Source organism: Collinsella sp. An268, from assembly GCF_002159765.1.
Taxonomy (GTDB): domain Bacteria; phylum Actinomycetota; class Coriobacteriia; order Coriobacteriales; family Coriobacteriaceae; genus Coprousia.
Map to the genome: position 1 here is coordinate 352,676 of NZ_NFJH01000001.1, position 18,891 is coordinate 371,566.

Genomic DNA, 18,891 nt, shown 5'->3' on the forward strand with positions numbered 1-18,891 from the left:
ATCGGGTTGTTGCAATGCTTTGAGGATACCCAAGTCTTCGCTCGATAAACCGAGCCAAGGCCCCTCCGCCGTTATCAAGAAGGGCGGTTTTCGGTTGCCCTTGAGTCGCACCCACACGGTTTGTATGATGGTTCAGTTTGGGAGCATACGGGACGGGCGTCCCGGGAAGGCGGCAGGGGTAGCGCATGGCACAGACGAGGCAACACAGGTCACAGCAGTCCCTCGATGTTACTCGGGGCATCATCTGGCAACAGCTTCTGCTGCTCTGCGTCCCCATCTTCTTCAGCTCGTTCTTCCAGCAGGCGCACGCCCTCATTAACACGTTTATCTTAGGCCAGTTCGGCGGGAAGCTCGCCCTGGGAGGCGTACAGGCGACCGCCTCGCTCTTCGAGCTCGCCGTTGGCTTCTCGGTTGGCGTGGGCGCTGGATGCGCCGTCATCTCCGGCCAGTTCTTCGGCAGCCATGACGACGAGCGCCTCTCGCGCGCCATCCACACCGCCATGACCGTGGCGCTCGTGCTGGGACTTACGCTCTCCGTCGCCGGCGTCATCTTCATCCCGCACGTGCTCGAGCTCATGGGGACACCGGCCGAGCTTATGGCCGAGGCCGTGCCCTACGCACGCTGCTACGCGGCGGGCATGGTCTTCTCGCTCGTGCTCAACATGGGTTCCGCACTCCTTCGCTCGGTCGGCGACACGCGCACCCCCGCCCTCATCATCGCGAGCGGCTGCGTCATCAACGCCGTCCTCGACTACATCCTCGTCGCCATACTCGGCCTCGAGGCTATGGGCTGCGGCATCGCGACCGCAACCACGCTCTTCATCAACGCCGCGCTCATCTGCGCGCGCCTCATGCGCGCCCCCGGCGCCTGGCGCCTCATCCCCAGCCACCTCGGAATCGATAGGCGCATCTGCGCGAGCATGCTCGCAACGGGGCTTCCCTTGGGCATCCAGTCCTCGGTCTACTCGGTGTCGAACATCATCCTCCAGTCCACGGTCAACACCTTTGGAACCGACGCCGTGACCGGCTGGGGCCTCTCGAGCCGCCTCGATGCGATCGTATGGATGGTCACCGAGGCACTCGGTGTCTCCATGACGACGTTCGCCGCCCAGAACTTCGGCGCCCGCAACTACGAGCGCATGCGCCGCGGCTACCACACCTCGCTCGTAATCACCGTCGCCCTCGTGGGCGGCCTTTCAGCGCTCCTCGTCGCATTTGTGGGACCGCTCTCGCGCATCTTCATCGACGACCCCCACGTGACCGCCTACACGACCACGATGATCCACTTCATCGCACCGTTCTACCTGTTTTACTCGATCGTCGACAACACCTCGGGCGCGATTCGTGGCTCGGGCGAGAGCTTTCGCCCAATGCTCCTCACCATCCTGGGTACCGTCGTCTTCCGCGTGATCTGGCTGCTTGCCGTCGTGCCACTCCACCACACCATCGAGACGATGCTGCTCGTCTACCCGGTGACCTGGATTCTCACGGCGGTCCTCTTTGTTGCCTACCACCACTGGGGGCATTGGCTCCGCCATGCTGAGGCGCGCGCCGCCAAGCTCAAAGGCGAGTCCAGCGAACGCCGTATAGTGGAGATCTAGAGCTGCGCGTAGTTTGTGGGTGTCTAACGCCGCGGTCCGCACGCGCTCCGCCGAATTTCGAGCATTCGACGAAGCGTCTAAGGGCCCACGTCGACGTTTTCTGCAAGATTTGAGGTAATGAACCCGGTTGATGAACCCGAAGCATAGCTTGTGGAAAGAACGCTGGTAAAACGCCTGCAATTATCGTGGTAGTGGACCCGCAGCCATCGAGAACGGATTTTGCGCATTTTGGGGTTCACTACCTCGATAATTGCAGGAAGCGACGGCACACACTCACTAGTGCGATAGTTGCCTGGAGTGGCTGCGCCAATGTCTACGGTTACGAGAACATGCCGGGACGGTAGTGGTAGCTGTTGCTCGCATGGGGACAGAGCTGCCAGAACGCCACGGCAGAGGCAGCGGCGACATTGAGCGAGTCGACCCCGTGCGCCATGGGAATGCGGACGGCGACGTCACAGCCGGAAACGGTGCGCGCGGTCAGGCCAGCGCCCTCGGTGCCCATGAAGATGGCGAGCCGGTCGATATCGAGAAGCGCCGGATCATCGAGCGAACGCGAGTCGTCGGTGAGCGCCATGGCGGCGCACGTGAAACCGGAGCGGTGGAGAACATCGAGCCCGTCCGCCGGCCAGGTTCGCGCGGTCTTACCTATGCGGGTCCAGGGCACCTGAAAGACCGTCCCCATGCTCACGCGAACCGCACGGCGATACAGCGGGTCGCAGCACGTGGGGCTCACGAGGATGCCGTCGACGTTGAGCGCAGCGGCAGAACGGAAGATCGCGCCGACGTTGGTGTGGTCGACGATGCCTTCAAGGACGCACACACGCACCGGGTGCTCACCTGCCGCCTTGCAGAGGCCCTCAAGAAACGTCGTCGGTTCAACGAGCGGCGGGCGGCGGAACGCGGCGAGCGCGCCGCGCGTGACGGTAAAGCCAGTCAGCTGCTCCATAAGCTCCATAGGGGCAACAAACACCGGAACGTCTTCTTCGATGGTAGCGAGCAGAGGCGCGAGCTGGTCCAGCCAGCGCTCGCCCATAAGAAAGCTCACCGGGGTGAGCCCGGCGTCGAGCGCGCGCTCGATCACCTTGGCGCTCTCGGCGATGAAGATGCCCTTCTCGGGCTCGAGGACGCTTCTGAGCTCACGCTCGGTGAGGCGCGTGTAGGCGTCGAGCCGCGAGTCGGCGAGATCGTCGATGCGAAGGATGTCCGCCATGCTAGAACACCGCGTCCACGATGCGCTCCACTACCTCTGCACCGAGGTCGATAGCAGCGTCGATGACCGCAGATGCGACCGTGTCCTCTTTGCGCTCCGCACGCTCGTAGGTCACAAAATCGTAGGCGATGCCGGCATCGCCCTCCCCTTCCGCAATTGTATAGCCACCGTCGGTTGCGGCGACGCGCCAAGAGACGTCGTGATCGAGGTCGGGAAAATAGGCGTCCGCGGGGCGGATGCAGTGGTTCTTGGTCACGATCGCGCGCGAGCACAGCGGCAGCATCTGGCGGTACACCTCAGCCCCTCCGATGACCCACGCCTCCTCATCGGGCGCTAGAAGCGCAAGGGCTTCCTCGACCGAATGCGCGACCTCAACGCCGTCGCGCACAAAAGAGGCGTCGCGCGTGAGCACGATGTTGCGGCGATCCTTGAGCGGGCGCGCACCCGGGAAGCTTTCGAGCGTCTTGCGACCCATGATGACCGTATGGCCCTTGGTGCAGCGCACGAAATGGCGCATGTCCGCACGGTTGGCGACGACCATGTCACCCGCGCGACCGATGCCCCAGTCATCGCACACCGCAACGATGGCATTGAGGTTATTCAGGGGCTTTGGCTCGTTCTTAGACGGCAATGGGGATTCCTTTCACCTGAGGACCGGTCTCGTATCCCTCAACGATAACGTCGTCGGTCGTGAAGTCGTAGAAGTCGGTGACATCCGGGTTGAGCGAGACCTTGGGGGCGGGATACTGCGGGCGCTCGATGAGCTCACGGATGATGGGCACGTGCCGGTCGTAGATGTGGGCGTCCACGATGACGTGCAGAAGCTCGCCGGCAACCATGCCCGAGACCTGCGCCACCATCATGAGGAGAATCGCGTACTGGCAGACGTTCCAGTTGTTCGCTGCGAGGATGTCCTGGCTGCGCTGCATGAGGCACATGTTGAGGGTCGGCTTCTCGTCCCCTTCCGCATGCGTTACGTTGTAGGTCACGCTGTAGGCGCAAGGGTACAGGTGCATCTCCGAGAGGTCGGCGAAGGTGTACATGTTGGTCATGATGCGGCGCGAGAACGGCGTGTGGGCAAGGTCAAAAAGCACGCGGTCCATCTGGTCGAAGTCGCCCTCGGGATAGTGGCTCTTCTGCGCGATCTGGTAGCCGTACGCCTTGCCGATAGAACCGGTCTCGTCGGCCCACTCATCCCAGATATGACTCTTGAGGTCATGGATGTTGTTGGACTTCTTCTGGTAGATCCAGAGAATCTCGTCCATGGCGGACTTAAGCGCCGTGCGGCGAAGCGTGAGCGCCGGGAACTCATCACGCAGGTCGTAGCGCGCCGTCACACCGAAGTTCTTGATGGTGTAGGCGGGCGTTCCGTCCTCCCAATGGGGGCGGACCTTCTCACCTTCCGTGGTGGTGCCGTGGTCGAGGATGTCGCGGCACATCTTTACAAACTGAACGTCGGCCTTGCTCATGCCAAAACGCCTCCCTCTCTAGAAAACAACCGGTCTTAGCGTCCGGCAAGCGCGTCCCAACAAGCCTCGCGCACATCGCCCGCAACCTCGAAGCGCGGCAGCGGCTGCGCCACGGGCGCATGCTCGACCTCGTCCTTCTTACGGCGGCACAACCGCGAGAAGACCGATCCGTGCTTCTTGCACATCTCCATGAGTGCGGTGTCGCAGGCGACCGCGCAAAGGGCAAAGTGCTTGATAAGGTCAGCCTTCCACGCGGGCGGGATAGGCCGCGTGAGATACAGCCGGGTCGAGAGGCCCGAGTAGGTGCCGCTTGCACGCTTGGCGTCGTCGGGGCTGGCAAAGGAGGCGAGCCGCTTACCTGCAAGACCGGCGGTCCCGTCACCGGCGGCCGCAATGATGAGCTGGAAGGACCGTGCAAGCTCCTCGCGCCCATCGTCTGCGTCACCCGCCGCGGCGCCCATGATGCCGAGCGCCGTCATAGCACAGGAGATGGCGCTCGCATAGGCACCCTCAACAAGGGCGATGTGCGCCTGGACAAGGCAAACGTCGGGTGCGGGAACACCGGTGAGGTCGTCGTCCTCCGGCTCCTGCCAGCGGCCAACCAGGCCTGCAGCGCCCTCAACGTCACCGCCACGGAGAAGCTCCCAGGCCTCAGCCGCCCCATCGATGTCTCGGCCGCAATCCATGTCGACCATCCCCTCGCAACGTCAATCCCCGCGTATTAGAACTTGCGACCCTTCATCTGCTGCTCCATGGCGCGCAGCATGTCCATGTCGGAGCCGCCGGCGCCCGCACCGCCAAAGGGGTTGCCGCCGCCCATGAGGTTGGCCATGTTGGGCATGCCCGCCATGCCGGGGACGCGCATCTTCTTGCCCTTCTTACCCTTCTTGCCCTTTTTGCCGCCCTGCATCTGCTGGGTCATGGCGCGCATCTTGCCCATCATCTTGTTCATCTCGCCCCACTGCTTCATGAGGTTGTTGACGTCGGTGGGCGTGGTGCCGGAACCGCGGGCGATGCGCGCGCGGCGCTGGCCGTTGATGCACTTGGGGTTCAGGCGCTCCTCGCGCGTCATGGACTGGATCATGGCCTCGTTCTTGTCGAGGATGGTCTCGTCGAGGTTGCCGCCCATCTGGTTGAGCGCACGCTGGCCGCCGGGGAGCATGCCGAGAATGCCCTTCATACCGCCCATCTTACGGACGGCGCGCATCTGCTCGAGCATGTCGTCCATCGTGAGGCCCTCGCGAAGCATGCGCTCGGCGGACTCCATCTGCTCGGCCGTGGCGGCTTCCTGGGCCTTCTCGATGATGCCGATGACATCGCCCATACCGAGGATGCGCTTGGCCATGCGCTCAGGGTTGAAGACCTCGAGCGATTCGGGTTTCTCGCCCATCGACACGTACTTGATGGGCTTGCCCGTCACGGCGCGGACCGAGAGGGCGCCGCCGCCGCGGGCGTCGCCGTCGAGCTTGGAGATGATGACGCCGTCGAAGTCGGTGCGCTCGGCAAACGTCGAGACGACGTTCACGATGTCCTGACCGGTCATGGCATCCACGACCATGAGCACCTGATCGGGCTTGACTGCGCGCTTGATGTCGACGGCCTCCTGCATCATCTGCTCGTCGATCTGCAGGCGTCCGGCGGTGTCGACGATGACCACGTCGCGCAGCTTGTCGACGGCCTCGCGAATAGCGCCCTGGGCGATCTCGACCGGGTGCTCGCCGTCACCGCGGAAGACCGGCACCCCGATCTCGCCGCCGAGCGTGGCGAGCTGGTCGGCCGCCGCGGGGCGATAGACGTCGCACGCCGCCAGAAGTGGGCTTCTCCCCTGCTTCTTGAGGAGGTAGGCAAGCTTCACAGCGGCGGTGGTCTTACCGGAGCCCTGCAAGCCCACGAGCATGATGACGTTGGGGATGCGGCTCGAGAGCACGAGCTTGCTCTCGGTGGAGCCCAAAAGCTCGATGAGCTCGTCGAGCACGATCTTGACGACGTTCTGGGCGGGCGTGAGCGACTCGAGCACCTCGGCGGTCATGCAGCGCTCACGGGTCTTGGCGACGAAGTCCTTCACGACCTTGAAGTTAACGTCCGCCTCGAGCAGCGCCATGCGGATATCGCGCATCGCGCTCGTGATGTCCGCCTCGGTGAGCTTGCCCTTGCCGCGGAGGCGGTCGAACGTGTCGTTCAGGCGGTCGGACAGAGAGTTAAACATGAGAGGCTCCTATCATGGCGCACTTCCAAGAGCGAGTGGTCGTATGGTACAACGCTCGGACTGTCCTCGAAGACCGTAGCGCAGCTACGGCCTCCTGCGGAGCTCGCAACGAACCATACGACCACTCGCCCGTGCGGCTTGCATACTAGCTACAGTATAGAAGAACCTAAGGGTTGCCGCCCAGCGGAGCTGGACGGCAAATCGGACAACCTGACAGACCGAATCAATCAGACTCTTAACAGCAGGCTACAAGTTTTGCATTCATTCCCTTCGGCATTGGCTCTGAAGCCCCCTACTTAACTCCAGGGGTTACGTTAATCGCATACAGCCGTTTAGCAAGTTTCGAAACAGGCTTGTTCGGAGTTTTGGAACCACACGAGGGGTCAATTAACCGCAGCGTTTGGGCACACTCTAGGCTAGACATGTCGCACACTATTCTCAGCTCATGCTTCGCTCTCGACGCACCCGTATAGAACATGAGCCCAGGAAATGGGTCGTAGACACTTGAAGGTTCTTCCCACATAGATCGGTCGACGTCTATGAGAATAACCGCTTCAGCCTCAAGTCCTTTGAACTTCCTGCAGGTAGTCACTGGGACAGAGGTCTTCTTCCACCTTTCCGCTATGGCGGGAAACCTCATCCCACGTGAACCGCTAACTAGAAACTGGGCCTTTAGAGCACTCTGCGCCAAGGTCTTGCAGGTTAATATGACGATGTCGTTGATTCCAACCTCATTGAGAGCCTTGATTTGCTCGTCAATAAACTTTGCCTGGGCGTCAGAGCCGTCAGACGCGAACAACAGCGGTGGACTGCTAAGCGACTGCATGACCAGTTGGACATCATCCTTCCCACCGATTGCCCGGCTCGAACAAATTGCTATGTCCTTTGTATTCCTGCAATTTACATAGAGTGTCAACTTGCAGTCCGCATCGTTGAAAAGCGTTGGGAGTTTGGAGCCCTGAATCAATTGGTTCTTATCGTAGAAGACGTAGAAGGAGCCGTCCCTCGCGCGCATAATATCCTCGAGAATGTCGACGACCATGGCGTTGTCTATTGCTTCGATCCCAAAATCCTGGCCTTCGTCTATAACCACGCTAGCGTAGGGAAACCCTTCCCCTCCATCCTCTTGGCTCATAAGCCAGCTGGCTAAGCCGTCATAATCCGGCACGGGAGAATTGCAGACTTTACACGCAAGGCCGGCAATTGTATAGACATCCACGCCGTCCACCCCAGAGAGGCGCGCCGCCACGTCGTCTTTAAGCAGTGCGTTATAGCAAAGGTAGAGCACGCGACGACCTCGCGTAACTTCGTCTTTAGCGTGCTCAATCGCTATGAGAGTTTTCCCTGTCCCCGCGGCGCCCGCTATAACCGCTACCTTTTGGTCGCGAATAAACGATAGGACGCGCGCCTGAGACTCCAAAAGACGAGAAAACCTATAGTCTGCAAGGTCGTAACGGTATCTCTTGGTTGGGACGACTGAAAACTCGGGACAAATCACCCTCTCGAGAATCCTTCTAACGCCGGCAGCGGTCAGAGGCGTACTTTCGGGGCGATACGCCATAGCCATTATGGATTTGATCTTAGGCTCGGGATTCCCGAGGTCGTCAAAGAACAGTGTGGTGTCAAAGGAAGCCTCTGGAGGGAAATTGACTTCCCGCATTTGATGTGCCTTGATTGAAGGAAACCATACGGCACGCATGAATCCGCAGCGGCGACACTCCTCACGAAGCCCCACCTCGGTGAACCGATCCCGGATATGGAACTTCATGGCATTCGCCTGCGAGTAAGGGCCGCCGTGTTTCATAGGTAAGCCGTTACCATAAAACCACTCGCCGTCATGGTAAGACACCTGGCCTGCTTTCGCCTCAATGCATAAAACACCTAGCGAGGGGTGAAACACGACGAAGTCGGCTTCGCTTTCGCGCCACACGCCCTCCTTGCTGCTCGTCAAATCATACGAATGGACGACGTAGAACTCGTCCGACATGCGCTCTAGTGAAGCGTAGATGTCTCCTTCATGACTCGCCGGATTGAAGGCGCGCGGTCCGGAACCCGGAATCATTATTGCCATAGGCCACCTTTCAACGCCTTGACAACCTCTGCAGGATCGTCAACAGCAGCTTGGAAGACCCTCCAGCCTTTCACGCCCTCTTCCATGTTGCCAAACGACTCGCGAAACTCCTCCATACTCTGACCGTTCATAACGGCCACATGCTCGTCCCTCCAAACGAGTAGGGCATCTGCCTCGTTGCCGCACACGTCATAAAACGTGACGTCTGCATAGGGAGAGGAACAGTTCAGAGAACCTGCGAGTGCATTGAGATGGTCGAAGAACTCCCTCTCACTAGAATCGACGCAGCGATTCATGGCAAAAGAAAACGCCTCGGTACAGCCCGCAGCGCCGAATGAGGGGCCGTTGAATGCCGGCGTGAGCTCAAGGCATCCTTCAACCTTTCCGTTGTCACATACGTCTTCTTCAGACAAACTCTGAACCGATGCAGACTCTCCTCCCTCCCCTTCTTTGCCTGTGGAGTCCCCGAGGAAGACCGAGAGGATATCCCGCGCCGCTCCTCTGGATATCACATGTTGGCGACCCTGGTTGAAGTAATTAGCTATACAGTTATAACAGCAGGTCTCTTCACCACAGTCACAGGTTGAAACTATTTCGAATGCCTCCCGAAGTAGATCTTCGACCATATTGCCAAGCTGCTGTGCGTGACCAGCACCACCTGGGACGTTGTCATAGAGCAAGACGGACTCTAGGCCGACGAAGTTGACGAAATGGGTAGCACCTATCTCGCTACCAGGTACCTCGAGAAGCCGCAAAGCCGCAGCATGCAGAGCCCACATGGTTGACTCCCACGCCTCGGGTGCAAACCGATCAGGCGAAGACTCTGGATGAAACGCAAGCTCAAGGATGTCGCTTGTAAACGGTGCAGCGAGTGCGTTAACGTGGAAAACATGAGGCTCATTGGCCGAAGACTTGCAGTATTTCCAATGTTGGATTTCATCCTGGCTGTCCCCAGCCGCGCCGCACCTGCTACAAATCCAAAAACCTGCACCTCTATTCTCGTTGATAGCGTAAAGTTGCGCGTTAGACGCCTGCCTCGTCTTTATAAGACCTCCAGGAAGCCTGATCTCCCTGCCATGGTCTTCTTCAGGCCACTTCTGCGCAAATTGAATCATCGAGTAACCACGGGCTCGTGGTTTGCGCAATCCAATCTGCCGGTTCTTTTGGAGCTTGCCTTCGAACCCGTATTCCGGGACAATCAGCCTTTTCTTCAGTGATACTTTTTTGTGACACACTGGACATTCTTGCATCTCGTCAACATTGTCTATAGGAGGAAGAAAAGTGCCACAGTGCTCGCAGGTGCCATAACGCCTCTGCTCGAGGTCTCTTCCAAAGAGCCGTTTAATGCCGCGCGAACGCCACAACTTCTTGTCAACAACGATCTCAGATCCAGGCGCATACTCCGTTATGGCCTGTCTAAGGCCACGTTGAAGCCTATAGCCTTCTCTGTCATCCTTAGAAAGGTCCGCGAGCTCAAGTTCGACCAAATCTGTTGGGAAGCCGTACTTTGGCAGCACCCCCGTGCTCGCAAGCACGTCTATGGTGTGCTCTCTCTGCAGGCGTCCAATTTGCCCTTGAAGACGCTGCTTAACATATGCGTCCTCAGTCGACTTCTCTCTCGTTGCCAGAGACTCGTAATCAGCATGCTTGAGGCCGTGCGTGCGCACGAGTCTACCCATATGGCCGCCAAGCTTGTCACCCGGAGCGACAAGCAAGTCAGTCCATTTCCAATCCTCGCAACCCAAATCCTTCGCCAGTCGCGAATCAGCAGAGAATATCCGATCAATCTGCTTCTTCAACCGCGCGGGGCGACTATTGAGGTACGAGCGGAGCACCTCGAGCCCCATTGGCTCTGCATCCGCCACCGCCAAAAAGTCGTTGTATTTCTTCGCGTAGCCACGCTCCTCAGATTCGGGTAGTTGGAAGAAACATGAGAGCGCCGTAGCGAAAAGGTGCCTACGAGCAATAAGGGAATTGTCAAGATAGCAGGTCGGTGGCTTCGTCGCTCCCCCGATCATTTTCCTCGGGCTTCTAAAGAACGCGACGTCATGTGGCCTCAGCTTCGCAAACGTAATAGCGAAACCAGGTTTCCCTGCTCGCCTGCCAACTCGTCCGGCACGCTGGGTATAATTTGCGGTCGAGGGAGGGACGTTGCGCATAAAAATGGCACGCAAGTCGCCTACGTCGACACCTAGCTCAAACGTGGTGGTACAAGACAAAATGTTGACTTTTCCATCAAGGAACTCCTGCTGTACATTCCTTGCCGCCTCAGCAGACAACTGGGCCGTATGTTCCTTTATGGTAATGGGTAGAGGTTCCTCTAGATAGCGTTCCTTGTAGTACTCATCTTTTTCTCTTACCTCCCAGTATGTCACAGGTCGGGTGCTGCCCTTGCAACCCCGCGTCATACAAACACCATGGGTGTCTATGTGGGTCATACACCCACATGTGTCACAGAGATATAGAGTGTCGTCAGGATCGTGGGCATACAGTGTCCAGAGATCCTTATTCAGCTGATAAACTTTCTTCCCCTGCAAGTTCTCTAGACCCTCAACCCCGATGCGCAGTTTGGAAAGATTCTTTAGATAAAGACAGGTGAAGTTCCCCAATGCTTGCAGAATCGCCAAAGAATCAGGTCGCTCCAGATTAACGCCATGAATCCGCTGGGCATAAGATCGTATAAATCTGCTCCTGCCATTCTCAGTGCCGATAGCATTTCCAACAAATGAGTAGCGGTTGTCCTCCTCCTTCAAACTCATAGTAGAGTCGAAATAGAAATAGGTCGGCTGCCTAGGATTATGCCTATCTCCCTTATCAACCAACTTGGATTGCTTGATTGAGCCCCGAGCCCTTAAGCTGTCAAGACAATAGGCGAAGAAGACCTTGAAGTCCTCAAGTGTAAGCCATGAGAACTCAGCCTCTCCAAGGTTTTTGTCAATGCATTTCTGCATTGCCAGAAAGACTCTCTTGTCTTCAAGTCCCTTCAAGCAGTCCGTCGGATAGATGCGAACGGCTCCGAGTCCATCGAGGCTGTTACGCGAATCTATCGCACTGAGCTCGTCAAGAACCCACGCCTCGGCCTTGCTCCTGCCTACGTTCAGCCCCTCGTACCGCTTCGGGGCCTCATTGCAAAGCCATGTAATCACCTCTGAGGGCTTTACGCCTTCCCCGTCGTCCAGCTCTTTTACCGCCTCTTGAATGAGTTGTCGACGGGTTATGTTCGTATATGTGCGCTCCATAGCCGGGGCAAAGTACGCCGCATCCTGCCGCCTGTCCGAGAAGCAGATTATATTGCCCGCGTGAGGGGCGTCATGGTCTAAAAACCCGGAGAAGAGATCGTCCGGATCCTCCTCGGCTTTAGTGTCAAAAGCGGGCACGTCCCGTACAAGGTCATAGCAAACTACGCTGCCGGCTGCCTCAGGGGAAACGCGCATGGGTTGGATGGCGTTTTTGCGTGTATAACCACAATGTTTGCAAGAAGCATTCTCTTCGGTTGACTCACTTTTTGCTATGGGCACACGGTCAACAGGCTCATGGGCGTAAAGGTGTCGGCCACCTTCGTTGCTTGTATGGAGCGACCCGCATATAGGGCAGAGCCAAATCACGTCAGCTTCGTTCTCGTCCTTCTGCTCGCCTTGGTTAAGGAGGCGGTAGTAGCTATGCGGCAAGAATTCTTCGTCGGCGTCAGTTCCCTCATGCCTCGGGGAGAGCCAGGGCACGCCGGTGGCCTCGTCCATGGCCTCTGTTCCCAAAATATATGCTTGTCCGCAATGCCGGCAGACAGAAACCTCATAGACGGGTATGCTCTCCCCGTCTTCACGTTTGACCTGAAGCCGCTTCTCAGAAATAAGCTTTCGCGTCGAGAGGTTTATGAAAATCCCCTCCGGAGCGCGTAAAAAGGAATGATATCTACAGGACAGTACCGGAACGTCCTCGCTTCGTTGGGCAGTCGACAGCACTTCCACCATTGACGAAAGGACCTTCACGCCTTCTGGAGTCCCCTCAAGACCGTCAATTCCAATAGAACTCATTTCACTCAACGAGGTAAGGTCAAGGAGGCTCTTGTCCGTTTCACGGATTAATGACTGAGCAGAGGCCTCCCCGAGCAGAATGGATCCCAACCCGAGCAGCGGCGTCTCGGCCTCATCAAGTCTTTTCATTATATGAGACGGGATATGAGGTTCCAGGATCCTGCGCAAACCTTCTGTACAGTCGTTTTCGTTGCCGTCGAGTACGTCGAGAAGCTCGTTCCAGAGAGGCAGCGGTAAAGAGCCCCACGGCGTTTCGTCCAAGCTGTCCACGGGATCGTCTTTGACGCTTGTAACAACGTCAAGGTCATGCGTGTCGCATGAAAACGGTTCGCCAAACAAGTCTTGCGCAAACTTAGCAACCCGAGGTAGGTCTTCTTCCGTACCGATCGTCGCCGACGTCATATAACAATGAAGCTTAAGCTCCGCACCAGAATCGACCGCAACACGTGCCTTAAGACGACGAATAAGGTAAGCAACCTCGGTACCTAGAGCTCCCGTATAGACATGGGCCTCGTCAATCGCTATATGCCTCCACCTCGCACCGAAGACGCTTCCGAATAGGCTTGCGTCTTCTGGGCGCAGAAGCAGGTATTCGAGCATGGAGTAGTTTGTAAGGAGTATATTCGGCGGGTTTTTTCGAATCTCCTCGCGGGAGAGCAGCTCGTTGGGCAGCCGTTCTTGATTTGACGCGCTTAATTTCCATTTCGAGACGGCTTTCTTTTCTGTCTCTTCCGTCTCACCGGTATAGCGGCCAAAAGTGATCGGAGTGCCTTTTAGAAGCTCTCTTAAACGCTTGAGTTGGTCGTTTGCCAGCGCGTTCATGGGGTAGAGCAAAATGGCGCGGACTCCGGGGCTAGCGCCCTCGCTTTCGAACTCGGAAAGAATGTCATTGATTATAGGTAGGAGAAAGCATTCGGTTTTACCACTACCCGTTCCCGTCACGACAGCGTAATTCCTATCCCTGGCAGCTTTGCGAATAGCCTGTACCTGATGGACATACAGGGGACGGTCTGGGTTGAAAAGCTCCGGATCGCCTCCTGCTAGGGTAAGCATGCTATTGCAGAACGTACCCTCCTCCACCAGTTGCCGAACCGTTTTGTCCTTTCGGTATGGAGGGGCAGCTTCTAGGAAAGGCCCTTTTGCAAGGAAGCCGTCACCTCCAAGAATATCGACAAGCTGCTTCTGTAAGTCGTTGTCGGCAAAATGTATGGTCGTCGCAAGGTACTCTTTGTACGAGTTGAACACTTTTTTGGACGTGGCAATTGGGTTAAACGCAGCCTCGGACACTTGTCCCTACCTTTCCTTCTGTATGGGAATGTCTATAAACTGATCGGTTTGCTTAAGTCCGAAATCGTCAACCGGATATATGGTCAAAATGTACCTGTCGCGCTGGGCGTACTTGGCAATCTGGGGTTCAACCTCCTTGCGCTGCTCTCCTTCGTTAAAATGCAGCTCTTTTCTTATAGATTCAGTATATGTATCTCTACGCCGAATCTCCCCATAGAACTCACAAGCTGCCGGGGCGTCGAGTTCGATATAGTTTTCCTCGTCGCCGCAAATTGCCCTGACGCTCTTGAAACCAAAACCTTCGTCAACCCTAGCAATGACGACGACATCTGCTTTATTTGGGTAAAACACGTCCTCTACGCAGCGTTCACCGTACTCGACACCTAAAGCTATATCCGCAATGTGCAAGTCCTCATAGCTCCGCACAGCAAAACAGGACGGGTCGTGGAACAGATTCAAATCGACTCTCGTTTGGTCTACGAGGGGGATCTTCCACCAGACGCTACCGTCTAGGAGTATGTTTACCGAGCGCAAATGACGCCTATCAGTTGACGTCAAGGTAACCGTGCTTTGACGACCGGCCATGTTCAAAACGTCAGGGTAATACAGCGGTTCCTTACACGTGCTCTGCATAAGGAGTTTCGGAACCTTTATCTCAATGCCTGCCAGCGACAGCTCACAAGAGATTTCACTAAACGACTGGCCACCGAATTCGAAAACCTTCATAGAGACGCTGTCACGCCCAAGCAGACAGGAGAAAACAAGCTTCGCCCCTTTACGAAGCATGACGTTTCCGCGCCCGTTATCCCACCTTGCTTCATCCTCCAAATCCATGAGGACCCGACATTGTGCCAGAGCTCTAAATGAGTACCTAGCAACAAAGCTTCCCGCGTCATGTCTAACCGAAACAATAATCGGGCTGCTTATGGGAATCACGACGAACCTGTAACGCATGACCAACTTGCCATTCGCCCGAAGTCGGGATTCGACTGTCTGGATTCCCCCGTGCATGGTGGAATAGGGGACCTTGCTCAAATCGACAGAAGCGTGATTACCGTCCTGAACGGCAAGGTACTCGGAAAGGTCGCGTGTAGAACCGGCGAATGTTCTGGTAATCAGTAATTGGTTGAAAATACCGCTCTGTGCAGATTCGAAGATGATTTTTGGAAGGCCGCAAAGACACCCGCCGTTACTGTCCATGGAGTAGACGTCCTCGCCATCCCCAGTAACCCCTATGGCATGATCTTTCTCTATTGAGACCGCCAGCCCTTCCGACCAGGCGGCAACAACCTCACCGCTTGCGTCTTGGAGCTCAAAGAACGCGCCCGGCCCGACTGTGCATGAATATAACGTCGCATGGACGCCTGAAGACAGTTCACAGTCAGCTGTTTGTTCTATGTCGGCTCCCTCGCCAGGAACAAGCTTCAGCCCAGCATCAGGAAGAATAGCCATACGTCGTTGACGCGAGACAGAACCACGTTTCTTCTGGGGATACGATCCGTCAGACATTCTGACGAACTCCCAGCAACCTGGGTGAAGTCTCTTTATGCTTTGAGTTACCTGCGCAATCTGCTTAAACGTTTCATTCCTATCAGCGGAGGAGCCCTTTTCTTGTGGCCGTAGAACCTGCCGTTCCACCAGCATTTCGACCTCATAACGCGGTGCAAACTCGACGTCAAGAGCGACGGGCCTAAGGACATAGCCTCCAACTTCTGCCCATACAGGTTCTGAGCGGACTTTTGCCGAGTTAACCAAATACGTTACCCGACAACCTCTCAACTGATCAGGAACCTTGCAGCCCTTTATATGAACGACCAGCTTACCAACCGACATGTCAAAAAGGAGTATGGCTTTGGGAAAAGCGAAAAGCCCTGCTTCATGAGCGCCCTCGGATATGGCACCGTTAACGTGGAGCTGTTTTCTGGTCTGAACGTTCGCGCTCGAGCCTGCCACCTCGGCTCTCTTCTTGTCACACACGTCAGATAAAGCTGAAAGCGCGTCCTCCGGAAGGCTCTCGTTTGAAATGGCCGTGAACCCTTCTGCCGCGGAAACGGTATCGAGTTGGGTTGCCGTATCAACAGCCGAATTGAGCAGTGGCTCGAGTATGGTCGCGGGTACGTTGTCGAAGATCTTGCCCAGAACCTTTCCCATTTTTAGCGAAGGTTCCGTTTTCAACATGCTAATGAGGCCCGCTCCCGAGGTAATACGAGATCTGGTGACCAGTGGAAGCACGACGTCTTCCCACAGTTCATGCCAAATGCTTTTTGAAAGCCCGCCGTTGATAAGCGCCGAATAGAAATAGCGAAACGATTCGCCCCTCTCCTTAAAGCAGGGCATAGACTTTTTATCGAGAAGCCGGACATAAGCTCTTTTGAATAAACTCTGACGGTTTCCGTCCTTAATTCCCAACATGGAAAAGAAGTTGTCCCAAAGGTTATCTCCGTCGAAACAGGCGTTCACGTTATAGGCTACAAAAACAAGGAAGGCATCTGGAACCACATCTTCAATGAAATTGAGAAGCTCCTTGTAGCTTTGAGCGCTGCTGGTGTTACCAGAAATAAGTTTTTTAAAGTCAGTGCTCAAATCGTCAAGATCGATCGGCATGTCTGAAAACGCTTGGAAAGTTAAGTATGTTTGGTATTGCACCGAAAGGTCTTCAAAGGCACGGCGCGCCTCTTGCTCATAGGTCGCCAACGCTTTTGAAATGTCCTCATTCACAAAAAAGCTTGTATAGGTCTTCCCACGCCGAGAGCTCGAACGGAGTCTCATGTGCTCCAAAGAGGTGGGTTTATCCTTATGCCTCGCACTCTTTAAGTCGGCGTTTGCCTTGTCGACAATGCGGTGAGGGGTACTCTCCTGCCCAATCTCCCTTACCTTGCCGTACGCATCTGCGACCGGCTCCTTCTTCTCCTCTGTATCCTTGAGCAACCGCTTGGCGAATGCTTCCGGATTCTGTTGGTATTGCCTCTCCAAGTCGTCGAGGACGTTCTCCTCGCGCTCGGTCAATTCGCTGATTATTACCTGAGGAGAAAGCATGAAAGCATCGGGGAGCGTCTTCGCACCCAGATTTATGAGCTTCCTCCGAAAGGTGATATTACCCACCTTCAGCTTGCTAAGGGGTGTAGAATTAAGACGGGCTATGAAATCATCTGCATCAGCCAACTTAAACTCCTCAAAACCCGTCCAAGCGCATATTCCTAACTACATTATAAGAACGAAATTCATAGAAACAACTAGAACCGACTCTGCCATCTGTCTTTCAACCATTAAGAGGGGACGTGGGATCACGTCGTCTTGAAACTAGCCCCAACACTTGCCGCGAGCGAAATATATCCGTGAAGAGCATGTTAAGTTAGGGCAGTTTACTCCGACCACTTTGTCAACCTCGCAAATTCAAACGATTGCCGGGATACGATGGCGTTGTCGAACGAAGGGAGCAATCATAGCCCCGGTACCGGTCAAGGAATCTACATTCGATGACATAGACGAGACGTATGGGCGCAGCTAGGAACCATTCAAGATTTCGTGCGAAGGGCGGCCTATAAAGTCGTCGTCGCCCAAGCCGCCCACAACGACTACGAGGTCGCGCTCGACTACATAGCGCAAGTGCCCTGCGCTCCGAGCGCAACAGAACGTCTACACACTGAATCTGTCTCCACGCTTTCAAGTTTGATGCAGAATCCTGCATTCTACCCTGTTCATAGCGGTGCGATCGAAATCTTCCGTCGCACCATGTACTGGCGCAGCGTGGACTCCTACCGCCTGTTCTATGTCGTCGACAGAGAGCGATCCCCAGTAACGGTCTTCTCGTTTCTGCATAAGAGCCAAGACGCCATGAGAGTTATTCTCATTGACTACCGTTCCTCGCGCGAGCCCTTGTGGCGAAACACTTTACTCCGATCCCTTTGTCTCCAATCTGGGATGACAGAATTCTGCGACCACTTCCGATTTTTTGAGTACGCCAGAGATACCTTATGGGGCGGAACTCTCGACAAACGTGATGAAATACACATAAAACCAGCAGCAGACGCACGGGAACCTGCACTTCGTCGACAGGGGCGGCGGCGCCGGGGCGCGGGGCGTGCCCGGCCCCCAGCACGGCTACTCCGCGCCGACGAGCGCGCGGCAGAACTCGTGCGCGTCGAAGGCCTGCAGGTCCTCCACATGCTCGCCCACGCCGATACGGTAGATGGGGAGCTTGAGGCTCTGCGCGACCGCGAGCGCGATGCCGCCCTTGGCCGTGCCGTCGAGCTTGGTCATGATGATGCCGTCGAGGCCGAGCGCCTCGTTGAACTCCTTGGCCTGGGTAAGGCCGTTCTGGCCCGTCGCCGCGTCGATGACGAGCACGACGAACACGTCCATGGCGCCGGCCCGCATCTGGGCGGCGCGCTTGCGCGTGACGTTGACGACCTTGGCGAGCTCGCGCATGAGCTCGGGGCTCGTGTGGAGGCGCCCCGCCGTGTCGATGAGGACGAGGTCGGCGCCGGTGCGGTCCGCCTCGTCGAGCACGTCGTAGCAGACGCTCGCCGGGTCGGAGCCGCGGTCGCGCTTGACCACGGGCACGCCGGCGCGCTCGCCCCAGACGTCGAGCTGCTCGATGGCCGCGGCGCGGAACGTGTCCGCCGACCCGATGACGACGCGCTTGCCGGCCCCATGCGCGGCGCTCGCGATCTTGCCGACCGTAGTGGTCTTCCCCGCACCGTTGATGCCCACGAAGAGAACGCACGACGGCGTCGTATCAAACGGGTCGCGCGCCACCGGGACGAAGATCTCCGCCAGGCGGTCGGCGAGCGCGCGCCGCAGCTGGTCGGCGGTCTTCAGGTTCTTGCGTGCCGCGAGGTCGCGCAGGTCGTCGCTCACCTTGAGCGCGATCTCGGCACCCATGTCGCCCATGACGAGGGTGTCCTCGAGATCCTCCCAGAAGGACTCGTCGACCTCTCCGCCAAAGTAGAAGATCTCGTTCAGGGCCTCGCGGCTGCGCTCGAGACCCTGCTGGAGTTTCTCAAAAAAGCCCAT

Annotated in this window: 10 protein-coding genes; 1 reads left to right on the plus strand and 9 read right to left on the minus strand. The window is 56.8% G+C overall.

The genetic code is table 11. The features are described from left to right. Positions 1–185 precede the first annotated feature (185 nt). Positions 186–1,601, plus strand: coding sequence for an MATE family efflux transporter (locus B5F70_RS01680; protein WP_087203811.1), 1,416 nt, complete (start codon positions 186–188; stop codon positions 1,599–1,601). A gap of 319 nt (positions 1,602–1,920) precedes the next feature. Here B5F70_RS01680 and B5F70_RS01685 read toward each other — a convergent pair whose 3' ends face one another. The 9 genes from B5F70_RS01685 to ftsY form a co-directional block, all read right to left on the minus strand. Continuing rightward, the gene (locus B5F70_RS01685; protein WP_087203812.1) at positions 1,921–2,811 is read right to left on the minus strand and encodes an RNA methyltransferase; all 891 of its coding nucleotides are present in this window, start codon (positions 2,809–2,811) and stop codon (positions 1,921–1,923) included. A gap of 1 nt (position 2,812) precedes the next feature. After that, positions 2,813–3,442, minus strand: a complete 630-nt coding sequence (locus tag B5F70_RS01690; protein ID WP_343283713.1) for a dihydrofolate reductase — start codon at positions 3,440–3,442, stop codon at positions 2,813–2,815. Next, complete coding sequence (gene thyA, locus B5F70_RS01695) at positions 3,432–4,280, minus strand: thymidylate synthase (RefSeq protein WP_087203813.1); 849 nt, start codon at positions 4,278–4,280, stop codon at positions 3,432–3,434. The genes B5F70_RS01690 and thyA overlap by 11 nt, the downstream gene beginning before the upstream one ends. A gap of 35 nt (positions 4,281–4,315) precedes the next feature. Continuing rightward, on the minus strand, positions 4,316–4,966 hold the full coding sequence (locus B5F70_RS01700) for a hypothetical protein (protein ID WP_087203814.1): 651 nt from the start codon (positions 4,964–4,966) through the stop codon (positions 4,316–4,318). Between the two features lie 35 nt (positions 4,967–5,001). Further along, positions 5,002–6,486, minus strand: a complete 1,485-nt coding sequence (gene ffh, locus B5F70_RS01705) for a signal recognition particle protein (RefSeq protein WP_087203815.1) — start codon at positions 6,484–6,486, stop codon at positions 5,002–5,004. Between the two features lie 292 nt (positions 6,487–6,778). Next, positions 6,779–8,557 (minus strand): ATP-binding domain-containing protein, encoded by a 1,779-nt coding sequence (locus B5F70_RS01710; protein ID WP_087203816.1) that lies wholly within the window; start codon positions 8,555–8,557, stop codon positions 6,779–6,781. Beyond that, positions 8,548–13,875 carry a DEAD/DEAH box helicase gene (locus B5F70_RS01715; protein WP_087203817.1) on the minus strand — a complete coding sequence of 1,776 codons (5,328 nt, stop codon included), beginning with the start codon at positions 13,873–13,875 and terminating at the stop codon, positions 8,548–8,550. Before B5F70_RS01715 ends, B5F70_RS01710 begins: the two co-directional genes overlap by 10 nt. 6 nt (positions 13,876–13,881) lie before the next feature. Further along, entirely contained in the window at positions 13,882–17,037 is a 3,156-nt protein-coding gene (locus tag B5F70_RS01720; RefSeq protein ID WP_087203818.1) for a hypothetical protein, read from the minus strand. Between the two features lie 939 nt (positions 17,038–17,976). Next, positions 17,977–18,891, minus strand: a complete 915-nt coding sequence (ftsY, locus tag B5F70_RS01725) for a signal recognition particle-docking protein FtsY (protein ID WP_087203819.1) — start codon at positions 18,889–18,891, stop codon at positions 17,977–17,979.

Bases quoted from the DNA above. Each gene is read 5' to 3' on its own strand.
- B5F70_RS01680 (WP_087203811.1), top strand. From the start codon at position 186: ATGGCACAGACGAGGCAACACAGGTCACAGCAGTCCCTCGATGTTACT.
- B5F70_RS01685 (WP_087203812.1), bottom strand. From the start codon at position 2,811: ATGGCGGACATCCTTCGCATCGACGATCTCGCCGACTCGCGGCTCGAC.
- thyA (WP_087203813.1), bottom strand. From the start codon at position 4,280: ATGAGCAAGGCCGACGTTCAGTTTGTAAAGATGTGCCGCGACATCCTC.
- B5F70_RS01700 (WP_087203814.1), bottom strand. From the start codon at position 4,966: ATGGATTGCGGCCGAGACATCGATGGGGCGGCTGAGGCCTGGGAGCTT.
- ffh (WP_087203815.1), bottom strand. From the start codon at position 6,486: ATGTTTAACTCTCTGTCCGACCGCCTGAACGACACGTTCGACCGCCTC.
- B5F70_RS01710 (WP_087203816.1), bottom strand. From the start codon at position 8,557: ATGGCAATAATGATTCCGGGTTCCGGACCGCGCGCCTTCAATCCGGCG.
- ftsY (WP_087203819.1), bottom strand. From the start codon at position 18,891: ATGGGCTTTTTTGAGAAACTCCAGCAGGGTCTCGAGCGCAGCCGCGAG.